This window comes from Pseudomonas sp. TNT2022 ID1044, from assembly GCF_028656895.1.
Lineage (GTDB): Bacteria > Pseudomonadota > Gammaproteobacteria > Pseudomonadales > Pseudomonadaceae > Aquipseudomonas > Aquipseudomonas reinekei.
This window is the reverse complement of the sequence record NZ_JAMDHB010000032.1, coordinates 65,560-79,440: the sequence shown is the minus strand read 5'-3', so window position 1 is coordinate 79,440 and position 13,881 is coordinate 65,560. Positions and strand designations below refer to the sequence as shown.

Here is a 13,881-nt window from a genome sequence, read left to right as displayed (position 1 = left end):
CATGGGTATTGATCTTCCGCTGATCTGGGCCGTGATCATCATCTTCGGCATCATGATGTACGTGGTCATGGATGGCTTCGACCTCGGCATCGGCATTCTCTTTCCGTTCATTCCCGGCAAGACCGACCGTGACGTGATGATGAACACCGTTGCGCCGGTCTGGGACGGCAACGAGACCTGGCTGGTGCTGGGCGGCGCGGCGCTGTTCGGCGCTTTCCCGCTGGCCTATTCGGTGGTGCTCTCGGCGTTGTACCTGCCGCTGATCTTCATGCTGGTCGGCTTGATCTTCCGCGGCGTGGCGTTCGAGTTCCGCTTCAAGGCCAAGGACGACAAACGCCATTTGTGGGACAAGGCATTCATCGGCGGTTCGGTGGCTGCAACGTTCTTCCAGGGCGTGGCACTGGGGGCGTTCATCGATGGTCTGCCGGTGGTCAATCGGCAGTTTGCCGGTGGCTCACTGGATTGGCTGACGCCATTCACCCTGTTCTGCGGTGCGGCGCTGGTGGTGGCTTACGCGTTGCTCGGCTGCACCTGGCTGATCATGAAGACCGAAGGCAAGTTGCAGGAACAGATGCATGACCTGGCGCGGCCGCTGGCGTTTGTGTTGTTGGCGGTGATCGGTATCGTCAGTATCTGGACCCCGCTGGCCCACGCGGATATCGCCGCACGCTGGTTCACCCTGCCGAACCTGTTCTGGTTCCTGCCGGTGCCGATTCTGGTGCTGGTGACGTTGTACGGCCTGATTCGCGCGGTGGCGCGCAATGCGAACTACACGCCGTTCCTGCTGACGCTGGTGCTGATCTTCCTCGGCTACAGCGGCCTGGGGATCAGCCTGTGGCCGAACATCGTGCCGCCGTCGATCTCGATCTGGGACGCCGCCGCACCGCCGCAGAGTCAGGGCTTCATGCTGGTGGGTACGCTGTTCATCATCCCGTTCATCCTGGGCTACACCTTCTGGAGCTACTACGTCTTCCGCGGCAAGGTCACCCACGAAGACGGTTACCACTAAACCTCAACACCACGAACCTGTGGGAGCGAGCCTGCTCGCGATGGCGTCCTCACAGACGCCATCCAGCTTTGACGGAGAATTGAGTCATGTCTGGCAAACATTCCCTGCACGACATCGAAGAAGCCGAAAAAAAACCGCTGTGGCAGCGGCTCGGCTGGCTGGCCATGATTTGGGCCGGCAGCGTCGGTGCGCTGTTCATCGTCGCCAGCCTGATGCGGATGTTCATGAACGCCGCCGGCCTGGCCACTCACTGAAACCCCTTACATCCCATCTCGCTGCCTTGCGGCACGGATTTATGACCCTCCTGATGGAGGGTTTTTTTTGCCGTTACTTACGCGCCTTGAGGATCACGAACTTCGGCGTGGCCGCCACTTGCTCGACACCGCGGAACAAGCGCGCGAGTTTGCTGTGATAACCCAGGTGACGGTTGCCGACGATGTACAACGCGCCCCCGACTACCAGCGCTTCCCGGGCTTGCTGAAACATGCGCCAGGCGAGGAAATCGCCGACCACTTGTTGCTGGTGAAACGGTGGATTGCACAGCACCACGTCCAGCGACTGAGGTTCCTGCCCGGCCAGCCCATCGCCGGCACGCACGATAACGCCGCGGTCGCCCAATGCAGCGTGCCAGTTTTCGGCAGCCGATTGCACCGCCATGAACGACTCGTCCACGAGTGTGTACTGGGCGTCGGGATTTTGCAGCGCGCTGGCAATCGCCAGCACACCATTACCGCAACCGAGGTCGGCGACGCGCGCCGTGCCTAGATTTTTTGGCAGGTGCGGCAGAAAAGCCCGGGTGCCAATGTCCAGCCCTTCCCGACAGAACACATTGGCATGGTTAAGCAATTCAATGGCCGGCTCGTCGAGACGATAGCGGGTCGGGTAGGGTGATGTAGCAGGCATTTTGTCTTCAACCGTGGCAATCAACAGCCGGGCTTTCTTGACCGCCAGCGACGCCTGTACCGGGCCGATGTAGCGCTCGAGCAAGTCACCCGCCGCCCGCGGCAGGTGTTTGATCATTGCACCGGCGACCACTTGGGCACCGGGTGCGAGTTGCCCTTGCAGGCGGATCAACTGCTCCTCCAGCAAGGCCAGGGTCTTGGGCACCCGGATCAACACTCGGTCGAAGGGCCCGGCAACGATTTCACTGGCAGGCACGTGCGACACCGCATCAAACGCCTGACCATTGCGGGCCAGGTTTTTTTCCAGCGCTTGATAGCCCAGGAACGAATCACCGCTGCTGAGCACCTTGACCTTGCCTGCCAGGCTGGCTGCCAATGCGCCGAAGCTGTCGTTCAGCACCAGGACCCGTGTATCGATCGAGGGCTGCTGTTCGGCCAGATGATTGAGCAGGTATTCATCTGCCGCATCGAAGGCTTGCAGCGGTTCATTCTGCTGTTCAGGCTGGCGGATCAGGTCGAGGCTGGCGAAAGGTGTTTCGAGCAAAGGCATGGGGCGGGGCTCTGGGTAATCAACGGGTATCCCGCGGCCCGGAGGCGTCTTGGCGGCGGGGCCGACCGAGTGGACTGCGTCGTGGACAAGTCACACGTCATCACTCAGGAGGGACCGCGAATGGTACGTTTTTTTGTATCGGATTACTCGCAGGTTTCGCTTCAGCGCATCGCATTGCGGTTCAGATAGCCCGCCTTGGCGGCGGTAATGACGGCGGAAATCTTGTTGTTGACCCCGAGTTTGCGAATGGATTCCTGTACATGGAAATTGACAGTGCGAGCACTGAGATTGAGGATCCTGGCGCTTTCGTAGGCTGTCTTGCCATCTGCCGCCAGCTTCAATACGTCGACTTCCCGTGGCGTCAACTGCGTCATTGGCGGTGGTTTCGCTGCGTGGGGCATCGCCTGAACCATCAGTTTATGCAGATGATTACCAATAAACAGAGAGAAACCGAGGTTTTCATAGAGCTCCCACGCACTGATCGCGCAATGGCTTCTGGCCAGGCTCAACGTGCTGCAAAGACCACTTTCCTCGTCATGGATGGCTTGTGACCAACCATGCTGCAGCCCCTGTTGCTCCAATGCATCCCATAACCATGGCGTGTTAGTGAAGAGTTCCTCAGTCCACAGGACTGGCAGCATGGATTGATTGCAATGTGCCACTATCGGGTCAATGGTACTGAACTTGTTTTTTTCATATTCGCGATTCCAGTCGGTCGGATAGTTGTTAAAACGTACCGAGTGAAAATACTCATTTTCTGCCGGGCAAGTTGTTGAAAAAGAAAAAAATTTGTACCCGATGTTTTTCGCAAAACTTAATGAGACCTGATAGGCGCTCTTCATTTCGGTTGTTTTGGACAACTGTATGAGTTGTAGCTCCTTCCATCGTTCCATTATCGGCTCCGTCGTGTAAATTCAGCTTGGGGGCGCTTGGATCCAAAGGGGCGCGAATTGGATTGTAGGATAAGTCTGAGAGCTCACTGAGATTTTTTTGTTTTGCTAATACACGTTTAACGCTGTTTCTGGTTCTGAACATTTCCCTTGATGGCAGGGTGAATTTGTATGGTGGGTTTAATACAAACAGAGAATATTTAACCGCGTAGTTAGTTATGCTGGGGAATAATTGAAACGGAAATGAGAAGTGGAGGCCCTGGGTAAAGGCACCACAAATCATCGGTGTTTATGCCGGGCTCTTTGCGAGACACTGGGATCGTCTGTTGATTGGAGAGCCCAATGAGTGTCAGTGAAGAGAAATTTACTCGCCAGACCCTGCTCGACGTCCGGCCATTGACCCCAAACCTGTTTACCCTTCGGGCTTCGAGGGATGCCGGGTATCGCTTTCGCGCAGGCCAGTTCGCCCGACTGGGTGTAACCCGGGCCGATGGCAGTACGGTGTGGCGCGCCTATTCCATGGTGTCATCGCCTCATGACGAGTTTCTGGAGTTCTTTTCCATCGTTGTTCCGGGAGGCGAATTCACCAGCGAACTGAGCCGACTGGGTGTCGGCGATACCTTGCTGGTCGATCGTCAGGCCTTTGGTTATCTGACCCTCGACCGTTTTGTCGACGGGCGTGATCTGTGGATGTTATCCACGGGGACCGGCATTGCGCCGTTTCTGTCGATCCTGCAGGACTTTGAGGTCTGGGAGAAATTCGAGCGAATCATCCTGGTCTACAGCGTGCGCGAATCCAGTGAACTGGCGTATCAGGAACTGATTGCGGGCCTGGCACAGCGCGAGTATCTGGCGGAATTCGCCCACAAGCTTCAGCTCATCAATACGGTGACGCGGGAACAACATCAAGGCGCCCTGAACGGCCGGATTACTTCGCTGATTGAAAACGGCGAACTGGAGCGCGCTGCCGGGGTGGCCCTGACGCCTGAGCACTCGCGGGTCATGCTCTGCGGTAATCCGCAGATGATCGATGACACGCGTAAATTACTCAAACAGCGCGATATGCAGTTAAGCCTCAGCCGCCGCCCTGGTCAGGTGGCAGTGGAAAATTTCTGGTAAAAAAACGGCGCCTCTAGGGCGCCATTTTTTGAGCAGGCATTCAGGGCAGTCTGTTCTGAGCCTTGAGCAGGTCACGAATCTCACCCAGCAACTCTTCTTCCTTGGTCGGAACCGGCGGCAGGGTAGGGGCGGCAGCTTCTTCACGCTTGAGACGGTTGATGGCCTTGACACCCATGAAGATCGCAAAGGCGACAATGATGAAGTCGATCAGCGTCTGAATGAACTTGCCGTATGCCAGCACCACCGCCGGGACGTCTCCCTGAGCGGCCTTGAGCGTAATGGCCAGGTCACTGAAGTCCACACCACCGATCAGCAGTCCGATGGGTGGCATGATCACATCGCCTACGAACGACGTCACGATCTTGCCGAAAGCGGCGCCGATGATGATACCGACGGCCATGTCGATCACATTGCCTTTGACCGCGAAGGCCTTGAACTCGTTTATCACGCCCATAGGTTATTTCCTTGTTACAGATGAGATTGGTCAACGCAGTGTAAATCAGTCATGTGCTCCCTGCCCGAAACAACTGCTTACGAAGCTTGCCTGCAATCGACCGGGCCCATGGCGAAAAGTTTTGCTAGCGAGCCCACCACACAGAGCCGAGAGCTTTGCGGACGAACCTTTGAGGGGGGGCTGTTGCTGATTGTTAATCATGAGCTCAACGGCGGATGGGGCAAATGAATGGAAATTGTATGCGTCTTTACTATCGAAGTCGTAACAGTTGCCTGCTCCGGGTTCCTGTGGTGTTCGGCAGATTTGAAAGACTGGATTTTATTAACGAAGTTATCGATATTTTCCCCGGCTAAGGCGTGGTTACTTGGTCGTGAGCTTACATTGCAGCGTTCGTTAGACTTTGATAGTTGTACATCGTGAATTAAGATCGTTAACTGTTGTACAGGTTTTATTGTCGGTTCATTGAGTGTGATGGAGTGTGTTGCCGAAAACTTGTACAGGATGCTTTGATCTTTGCGTCAGAATTATTTTTGTCCAGTGCACGATGAGACTTCAATCGCCTGGTTGTCACTTGGTTAATAACAGTGATGGATATAGGCCGAAATACTCAGAACCGCCAAATACAATTCTCCACCCGTTCCGACCACAGCATCGCGCTGATCGCTCTCACCTGAGCTATCATCGCGATTTTTGCCGGGAGTTCAGATGGCCAAGGCCAAGCGCATGTACGGCTGCACGGAGTGCGGCTCAACCTTCCCGAAATGGGCCGGCCAGTGCGGCGAGTGCGGCGCCTGGAATACGCTGACAGAAACCATGGTGGAAAGCGGCGGGGCGGCGGCGCCCACTGGACGCACGGGTTGGACCGGTCAACAGGCGCAGATCAAAACCCTGGCCGAAGTCAGTGTCGAAGAGATCCCGCGTTTCTCCACTGCGTCGAGTGAGCTGGACCGGGTGTTGGGCGGTGGACTCGTCGACGGCTCGGTGGTGCTGATCGGCGGTGACCCTGGCATCGGCAAATCGACCATCCTGCTGCAAACCTTGTGTAATCTCGCCAAAACCATGCCGGCCCTGTACGTCACGGGAGAAGAATCCCAGCAACAAGTGGCGATGCGTGCCCGTCGCCTGGGCTTGCCGCAGGATCAACTGCGGGTCATGACCGAAACCTGTATCGAAACCATCATCGCCACGGCGCGTCTCGAGAAACCCAAGGTCATGGTGATCGACTCGATCCAGACGATCTTCACCGAACAGTTGCAATCCGCGCCGGGCGGCGTGTCCCAAGTGCGCGAAAGCGCGGCATTGCTGGTGCGTTACGCCAAGCAGAGCGGGACGGCGATTTTCCTGGTGGGGCATGTCACCAAGGAAGGCGCGCTGGCCGGTCCACGGGTGCTGGAGCACATGGTCGACACCGTGTTGTATTTCGAAGGCGAGTCCGATGGTCGTCTGCGTTTGCTGCGGGCGGTGAAAAACCGTTTCGGTGCGGTTAACGAACTCGGTGTGTTCGGCATGACGGACAAGGGTTTGAAAGAAGTCTCCAACCCATCGGCGATTTTTCTGACCCGTGCTCAGGAGGAAGTCCCGGGCAGTGTGGTCATGGCCACGTGGGAAGGCACCCGTCCGATGCTGGTGGAAGTCCAGGCGCTGGTGGATGACAGCCACCTGGCCAACCCTCGGCGGGTGACCTTGGGGCTGGATCAGAACCGCCTGGCGATGTTGCTGGCGGTGCTGCACCGACACGGCGGCATTCCGACCCACGATCAGGATGTGTTCCTCAACGTGGTAGGCGGGGTGAAGGTGCTGGAAACCGCCTCCGATCTGGCGTTGATGGCGGCCGTCATGTCCAGTCTGCGCAACCGGCCACTGCCCCACGATTTGCTGGTGTTCGGCGAGGTCGGTCTGTCCGGCGAAGTACGCCCGGTGCCCAGCGGTCAGGAACGCCTGAAGGAAGCGGCCAAGCACGGGTTCAAGCGGGCCATCGTGCCCAAGGGCAATGCGCCGAAGGAATCGCCGCCAGGGTTGCAGATCATCGCCGTGACCCGTCTGGAACAAGCCCTCGACGCACTCTTCGAATAACGACAATCTCCCCTGCAGGAGCAGCTCGCGGCAGCCCTGCACAGGGCAGCGTTCAAACTTCGATCAGCGCACCCAACTCCCGCTCCAGTTCCTGTGGATCGGCCAGGTTCAGCTCAATCAATCGTCTCAGGCGCTGGATCGATTCCAGGCTGATGTGCCGGCAGACGAATCCGAGCTGGCCGTTTTCTTCATGGGCCAGGTGCACGTCCATTTCGATATCGATGTCATCGCTCAGTTGAATGTCGACCTGAAAGTCTTGCTCACCATCACCCAGCCAGGGTTCGGGCCGCTCGATCAATAGCCCCTTGAGCGACAGGTCGATCAGCTTTACCGGCCAGATGTACTCGCCCTGGCGCAGCTCGGTCCTGGCATCGAACGCAATTCGTTTGAAGCGACGGCGATTGGCGGGGTGCTCGCTCATGGCGTAATCCTCTGGATGTTCGCTGACTATAGACCCGCATTGTTCAAACCTGCCAGCCAGGACAGGGCTCTAGACCAACGTTGGGGTATGGTCTTTAGCGTCAGGAGAGCTAAACTCGGTGTGGCTTTCTTTCTTGTCCACTCTGGCTGGAATAATAAAATGAAAAATAATAATAGCCTGCTACGCCATCTACCCTGGCTGGTGCTGGCAATCGTAGGGGCGTGCGCCCTGGGTGTAGTGGCATTGCGCCGAGGTGAGGCAATCAATGCCTTGTGGATTGTGGTCGCTGCCGTGGCCATTTATCTGGTCGCGTACCGTTACTACAGTCTGTTCATCGCTAACAATGTGATGCAGCTCGACCCGCGACGGGCTACCCCCGCCGTACTCAACAATGACGGTCTGGACTACGTTCCAACCAACAAACACATCCTCTTCGGTCACCACTTCGCGGCCATCGCTGGCGCGGGGCCACTGGTGGGGCCGGTTCTGGCGGCGCAGATGGGCTATCTGCCCGGCACGCTGTGGCTGATCGCCGGCGTGGTGCTGGCCGGTGCCGTTCAGGACTTTATGGTCCTGTTCATGTCCACCCGCCGCAACGGTCGCTCTTTGGGCGACATGGTTCGCGAAGAAATGGGCCGAATTCCCGGCACCATCGCGCTGTTTGGCTGCTTCCTGATCATGATCATCATCCTTGCGGTGCTGGCGCTGATCGTGGTGAAAGCCCTGGCCGAAAGCCCTTGGGGTATTTTCACGGTGATGGCGACCATCCCGATCGCGATGTTCATGGGCATTTACATGCGCTACATCCGCCCGGGGCGTATCGGCGAGATTTCGATCATCGGCGTGCTGTTGCTGTTGGGTTCGATCTGGCTCGGTGGGCAGATTGCTGCCGATCCGGTATGGGCCAAGGCCTTTACCTTCACCGGTATCCAGATCACCTGGATGCTGATCGGCTACGGTTTTGTCGCGGCAGTGTTGCCGGTGTGGCTGATTTTGGCGCCGCGAGACTACCTCTCGACGTTCCTGAAAATCGGCACCATCGTCGCCCTGGCCATCGGTATTCTGGTGACCATGCCCGAGCTGAAAATGCCGGCACTGACCCAGTTCGTCGACGGCACAGGACCGGTATGGAAGGGCGGTCTGTTCCCGTTCCTGTTCATCACCATCGCGTGCGGTGCGGTCTCCGGTTTCCATGCGCTGATTTCCTCCGGCACCACGCCGAAGCTGCTCGATAACGAGGTCAACGCCCGTTACATCGGTTACGGCGGCATGCTGATGGAGTCGTTTGTGGCGATCATGGCCATGGTGGCCGCTTCGGTGATTGAGCCAGGCGTGTACTTCGCCATGAACAGCCCGGCGGCGGTGGTCGGCGGTGATGTGGTGTCGGTAGCGACAGCGGTCAGCAGCTGGGGCTTTGCCATCACCCCGGAAGCGCTGCAAGCGGTCGCCCATGACATCGGTGAAACCACGATCCTGGCCCGTGCCGGTGGTGCACCGACCCTGGCGGTCGGTATCGCGCAGATCCTGCACAGTGTGCTGCCGGGTGAAAACACCATGGCGTTCTGGTACCACTTCGCGATCCTGTTCGAGGCGCTCTTCATCCTCACCGCTGTGGACGCCGGTACCCGTGCCGGTCGTTTCATGCTGCAGGACTTGCTTGGTTCGTTCGTGCCGGCGCTGAAACGCACCGAGTCCTGGACCGCCAACCTGATCGCCACCGCTGGCTGTGTGGCGATGTGGGGCTGGTTGTTGTATCAGGGCGTGATCGATCCGCTGGGTGGCATCAACACCCTGTGGCCGCTGTTCGGTATCTCTAACCAGATGCTGGCTGGTATCGCGCTGATGCTCGGCACCGTTGTATTGATCAAGATGAAACGCCAGCGTTATGTCTGGGTCACCATGTTGCCGGCCGTTTGGTTGCTGATCTGCACCACGACGGCGGGCTTCATCAAGTTGTTCGACGCTAACCCGGCGATCGGCTTTCTGTCCCTGGCGAAAAAATACAGCGATGCCCTGGCCAACGGCCAGATTCTCGCTCCGGCAAAGGACATCACTCAGATGCAGCACGTGATCTTCAACGCCTACACCAACGCAACGCTCACTGCTTTGTTCCTGTTCGTGGTGTTCAGCATCCTGTTCTATGCGCTCAAGGTCGGCATTGCCGCCTGGGGTAAAAAAGAACGTACGGATAAAGAAGCGCCCTACCAAGCGCTGCCGGACGCCTGATCATGTTCAATGACCTGAGTCGCCTCGGTAAATACCTCGGTCAGGCCGCGCGCCTGATGGTCGGCATGCCCGACTACGACAACTACGTCGAGCACATGCAAACCAAGCACCCGGACAAACCGGTGATGAGCTACGAGATGTTCTTTCGCGAACGTCAGGAAGCCCGTTACGGTGGCAAGGGTGGGCCGAAGTGCTGTTGAGGCACGAGGTCTAGGCACACACCACTGTAGGAGCCCGGCTTGCCGGCGATAGCGATCTTCAGGTCGCTATCGCCGGCAAGCCGGGCTCCTACAGTTTTTTCAGCGCATGGGAGATCTTCTTTTGTCAGCTCCAATCCCCGTCACGATCCTCAGCGGCTTTCTCGGCGCCGGCAAAACCACTTTGCTGCGCCATTTACTCAAAGCCGAGCACGGCCTGAAAATCGCCGTGATCGAAAACGAATTCAGCGACGCCGGCATCGATACCCAACTGTTGGGCGACGAGCCGGTGCAAGTAATGACACTGTCCAACGGCTGCGTCTGTTGCACCATCCACACCGACCTGACCAAAGCCCTGTACCTGCTGCTCGAACGCCTGGACAGCGGCGACATCGCCTTCGACCGTCTGGTGATCGAATGCACCGGCCTGGCCGACCCGGCGCCTGTGGCGCAAACCTTTTTCATCGATGAAGAATTGCGCGAGCGCTACATTCTCGACGGCATCATCACGCTGGTCGACGCGGCACATGCCGAGACTCACCTGGCGCAGACCATCGCCCAGGCGCAGATCGGCTTTGCCGACCGCTTGCTGGTGAGCAAGCGCGATCTGGTGGACGAGCCGACCTTCAACGCATTGAGCGAACGCCTGACCCGTATCAACCGCCGAGCCCCGATCCGAGTGGTCGATCACGGCAACATCGACCTGGCCGAATTGCTCGACGTGCGCGGTTTCAATCTCAATGCCGACCTCGGCGGTGGCGTAAGTTTGCGCCCGGTGAGCCAGGCTCCGTCCATCGATCGCATTTCCAGCCTCGTGCTGCGTACCGACAAGCCGCTGGATATCGACAAACTCAGCGAGTTCATGAACGAGTTGCTGGAAGATCACGGCAAACAACTGCTGCGCTACAAAGGCGTGCTGAACATTCTCGGCGAACCACGGCGCATGGTGTTCCAGGGGGTGCTGAAGCTTTACGGTTTTGATTGGGATACCGAATGGGCCGATGACGAAGTGCGTGAAAGCGTCATCGTGTTCATTGCCGATGATTTGCCGCAGGAAAAGATACGCCAAGGGTTCGCCCGAGTGGCGGCGAGCTAACCGGCAATACGGTTTTGACGAGGTAGCGGTCGAGCGCTCAGCAACGCCGCCTCCAGATGGTCCAGATGACGATCCAGTAATGCCACGGCCATCGCGGTATCCATGTGCGTTATCGCGTCGACTATTTTCTCGTGAAGTTGCCAACCGCAATTGTCCTCTACGCACGCATCAAACTGCGCAATCGCCAAGGAGGTCAGAGGCACGAGGCTGCCGAGAAAATGCGCCAACGGAGCATTGCCCGCCATTTCTGCCAACTGCAGGTGAAACTCACCCGACAGACGAATCCCCTGGCCACGCTCGGCGCATCGACGTTCACTATCGACCAGCGTCCGCAGGCGCTTGATGGCATGCGTGCAGGGTTTCTGGCAGGTCAGCCTCGCCAGCATGAGCTCGGTCAGTCGCCGGGCATGCAGCGTTTGCCGCACTTGATCGACACCGAGCGACGCGACGCGGGGACGATGATTGACCCGCGAAATAATGATCTGCTGATGGGACAGTCGCGTCAGCACGCCACGAATGTCGCTGCGTCGAGCATCGAACATCTGCGCCAGACTTTCCTCGGTAAAGCGACTGGCTTCATGAATGCGCTGTTCAAGAATGGCGTCGAGGACCCTTGAGTACAGATCATCCTTCGCCGGTGGAAAGGGTAGGGTGGTAAGCGTTTGCGCTGAAACGAAGCTGTTCATGGCCTTTCTCCGGTTCAAAGAGGTTCAACTGCCGATGTTGTCTTCCGGGATGTTCAGTTCAATGCCCATCCGCTGGCCCTCGCGAAGAATGTGTCGACGCATCTCGGCGCTCGCCTGAGCGCTGTTCTTGCCGCGAATTGCCCGCACCACGGCTTCGTTTTCTTCCAGGCGTTCAGCCAGATGCTCCGGCGAGTTGCGCAGCACCTCGGCGCTTTGCTTGAGGGCGTTGCTGGTCTGCTGGACCACGCTCTGGAAGATTGGATTCGACGTCAGCGTGAACAGCTCTTCGTGGAAGGCGATGTAGGCATTCACACCGGCTTCACTGTCGTTGGCTTCCAGCGCTTCGCGCATGTCCATCAGGGTCAGGCGCAGTTGCCCGACTTCTTTGCTGCTGATGGACTGCGCCACGAGACCGACGATGAACGGTTCGAGGGTGTAGCGCAGTTGCAGCACGTCTTCCAGGCTCGCCGCGGCCACCGCACGGTCATGCGACTGGCTGTCAGCGAGATTGGCTTCCAGCACCACCACGCCTTTGCCCGGCATCGAGCGCACCAGACCGAGGGTTTCCAGAACGGTGACCGCTTCACGCAGGCTCGGGCGGCTGATGCCCAGTTGTTCGGCCAGCTCGCGCTGCCCGGGCAGCATTTCACCGGAGCGCCACTGACCACGGGCCAGCGCGGCCCGAAGTTTTTCTACCACTGAATTTACAACGGTCGACGAGGTAATCACTGTTCGCTCCATGAGCTTTAAAACGTTGTTGGCCGTGCCTGCCCGGGAGCAGGCACGGCGTTCATTCAAAATTCCTGCTGATGCGCCGATGCGACCGGTTTTCTCGGCTGGAAGGTATAACCCACCTGGCCGGAAAGCACCTTGTTTGCCCGCTGGATATCGATGTCCTTTTCCCAGCGGGCGATGGCCACGGTGGCGACGCAATTGCCGATCAGATTGGTCAGCGCCCGGCCGATGCCCATGAACCAGTCCACGGCCAGCACCAGCACCAGACCCACCACCGGGATCGCGGGAATCGCCGTCAGGGTGGCTGCCAGAATTACCAGCGCCGAGCCCGGTATACCGTGTGCACCCTTGGAGGTGATCAACGACACCAGCAGAATCGTCAGCAGATCGGTCATGGCCAGCGGCGTGCCGGTGGCATTGGCGATGAACACGATGGCCAGTGTCAGGTAGATCGAAAAACCGTCGAGGTTGAACGAGTAGCCGGTAGGAATCACCAACCCGACCGTCGAACTGCCGATGCCCAGATGCTCAAGCTTGCGCATGATTTGTGGCAGCACGGCGTCGGACGAGGCGGTGCCCATGACGATCATCAGCTCTTCGCGCAGGTACTTGAGCAATGGCCACATCTTCAGGCCGGAAAGGCGCATCACCAGGCCGAGAATCAACGCCACGAAGGCCACGCAGGTCAGGTAAAACAAACCGACCAGGCTGCCCAGGTGCTGTAGCGAGTCCAGGCCGTATTTGCTGGTGGTGAAGGCGATGGCGCCGAACACGCCGATCGGCGCCAAACGCACGATCATGCCCATGATGCGGAAGATCACGTGGCTCAGCTCGTTGATCAATCGCGAAATGCCCGACGCCGCCTCGCCCACCAAGTTCAGCGCACTGCCAAACAGCACGGAAAACAGCAGGACTTGCAGGATGTTGTTGTCAGCGAAAGCACCGATCACCGAAGACGGGATCAAGTCCATCAGGAACTGTGTGGTGGTGTGCATGTGCTGACCGCGCTGGGCGATGTCGCCCATGTCGGCGGCGGAGAGTTGCTCCAGATGAATGTTCGCGCCGCTGCCGATTCCGGTGCTGAAGGCTAAGACCAGGCCGATCACCAGGGCGATGGTCGTCAACACTTCGAAGTAGATGACTGATTTCAGGCCGATGCGCCCGACCTTCTTGAGATCGCCCGCACCGCTGATGCCGCTGACCACCACGCAAAACACGATCAGGCCGATGAGCATTTTGATCAGTTTGATGAAACCGTCACCGAGTGGTTTGAGCTGAGCGGAGTATTCGGGAAGGGTCAGCCCGCAGACGATGCCGAGCACCAGTCCGAGAACCACTTGGAGGAAGATTGAACGCGAGCACCATCTGAGCATGGGAGGAATCCTGGTCGGTGTCCTGGCTGCCGTGTGCGGGGCACATCAGATTCAGGACTTAATTATTGTGGTCTTACCGGTATGTCCAGTGCAGGCGCAGTCTACGCTCGGGTTTTTCTGGAATACAAGGGGGAATCATGAAATTGGCAT

Annotated in this window: 14 protein-coding genes; 7 read left to right on the top strand and 7 right to left on the bottom strand. The window is 58.2% G+C overall.

Annotated features, from left to right (window positions below; genetic code table 11):
• The first annotated feature begins 1 nt into the window (after position 1).
• Together cydB and M5G20_RS28850 are read left to right on the top strand one after the other, a co-directional pair.
• The gene (cydB, locus tag M5G20_RS28855) at positions 2-1,009 is read left to right on the top strand and encodes a cytochrome d ubiquinol oxidase subunit II (protein ID WP_150734713.1); all 1,008 of its coding nucleotides are present in this window, start codon (positions 2-4) and stop codon (positions 1,007-1,009) included.
• Between the two features lie 86 nt (positions 1,010-1,095).
• Positions 1,096-1,263 carry a DUF2474 domain-containing protein gene (locus M5G20_RS28850; RefSeq protein WP_273921954.1) on the top strand — a complete coding sequence of 56 codons (168 nt, stop codon included), beginning with the start codon at positions 1,096-1,098 and terminating at the stop codon, positions 1,261-1,263.
• Between the two features lie 73 nt (positions 1,264-1,336).
• Here M5G20_RS28850 and M5G20_RS28845 read toward each other — a convergent pair whose 3' ends face one another.
• Both M5G20_RS28845 and M5G20_RS28840 read right to left on the bottom strand, forming a co-directional pair.
• Entirely contained in the window at positions 1,337-2,461 is a 1,125-nt protein-coding gene (locus tag M5G20_RS28845; protein WP_273921953.1) for a methyltransferase, read from the bottom strand.
• A 161-nt stretch (positions 2,462-2,622) separates the two neighbouring features.
• Positions 2,623-3,354 (bottom strand): helix-turn-helix transcriptional regulator, encoded by a 732-nt coding sequence (locus M5G20_RS28840; RefSeq protein WP_273921952.1) that lies wholly within the window; start codon positions 3,352-3,354, stop codon positions 2,623-2,625.
• A 339-nt stretch (positions 3,355-3,693) separates the two neighbouring features.
• On the opposite strand from M5G20_RS28840, the gene M5G20_RS28835 reads away from it, so the two are divergent.
• A complete protein-coding gene (locus M5G20_RS28835; protein WP_273921951.1) occupies positions 3,694-4,470 on the top strand; it encodes a ferredoxin--NADP reductase in 777 nt (258 codons plus the stop codon).
• Between the two features lie 40 nt (positions 4,471-4,510).
• Here the strand turns inward: M5G20_RS28835 and mscL are convergent, their stop codons facing one another.
• On the bottom strand, positions 4,511-4,924 hold the full coding sequence (gene mscL / locus M5G20_RS28830; RefSeq protein WP_273921950.1) for a large-conductance mechanosensitive channel protein MscL: 414 nt from the start codon (positions 4,922-4,924) through the stop codon (positions 4,511-4,513).
• Positions 4,925-5,629: 705 nt separating this feature from the next.
• Between mscL and radA the strand changes: the two genes are divergently transcribed.
• A complete protein-coding gene (gene radA, locus M5G20_RS28825) occupies positions 5,630-6,997 on the top strand; it encodes a DNA repair protein RadA (protein ID WP_150734718.1) in 1,368 nt (455 codons plus the stop codon).
• A gap of 52 nt (positions 6,998-7,049) precedes the next feature.
• Here radA and M5G20_RS28820 read toward each other — a convergent pair whose 3' ends face one another.
• Entirely contained in the window at positions 7,050-7,418 is a 369-nt protein-coding gene (locus tag M5G20_RS28820; RefSeq protein ID WP_273921949.1) for a PilZ domain-containing protein, read from the bottom strand.
• 159 nt (positions 7,419-7,577) lie between these two features.
• Between M5G20_RS28820 and M5G20_RS28815 the strand changes: the two genes are divergently transcribed.
• The 3 genes from M5G20_RS28815 (at position 7,578) to yjiA (ending at position 10,937) form a co-directional block, all read left to right on the top strand.
• Positions 7,578-9,644, top strand: a complete 2,067-nt coding sequence (locus tag M5G20_RS28815) for a carbon starvation CstA family protein (protein ID WP_150734720.1) — start codon at positions 7,578-7,580, stop codon at positions 9,642-9,644.
• A 2-nt stretch (positions 9,645-9,646) separates the two neighbouring features.
• A complete protein-coding gene (locus M5G20_RS28810; RefSeq protein ID WP_007895266.1) occupies positions 9,647-9,844 on the top strand; it encodes a YbdD/YjiX family protein in 198 nt (65 codons plus the stop codon).
• A gap of 121 nt (positions 9,845-9,965) precedes the next feature.
• Positions 9,966-10,937 (top strand): GTPase, encoded by a 972-nt coding sequence (gene yjiA, locus M5G20_RS28805; protein ID WP_273921948.1) that lies wholly within the window; start codon positions 9,966-9,968, stop codon positions 10,935-10,937.
• On the opposite strand, the gene M5G20_RS28800 is transcribed toward yjiA, so the two are convergent.
• From M5G20_RS28800 to M5G20_RS28790, 3 genes are all read right to left on the bottom strand, one after another.
• On the bottom strand, positions 10,934-11,623 hold the full coding sequence (locus tag M5G20_RS28800) for a GntR family transcriptional regulator (protein ID WP_273921947.1): 690 nt from the start codon (positions 11,621-11,623) through the stop codon (positions 10,934-10,936). The genes yjiA and M5G20_RS28800 overlap by 4 nt on opposite strands.
• Before the next feature lie 24 nt (positions 11,624-11,647).
• The gene (locus M5G20_RS28795) at positions 11,648-12,352 is read right to left on the bottom strand and encodes a FadR/GntR family transcriptional regulator (protein ID WP_273921946.1); all 705 of its coding nucleotides are present in this window, start codon (positions 12,350-12,352) and stop codon (positions 11,648-11,650) included.
• A gap of 65 nt (positions 12,353-12,417) precedes the next feature.
• A complete protein-coding gene (locus M5G20_RS28790; protein ID WP_273921945.1) occupies positions 12,418-13,731 on the bottom strand; it encodes a C4-dicarboxylate transporter DctA in 1,314 nt (437 codons plus the stop codon).
• Positions 13,732-13,881 lie beyond the last annotated feature (150 nt).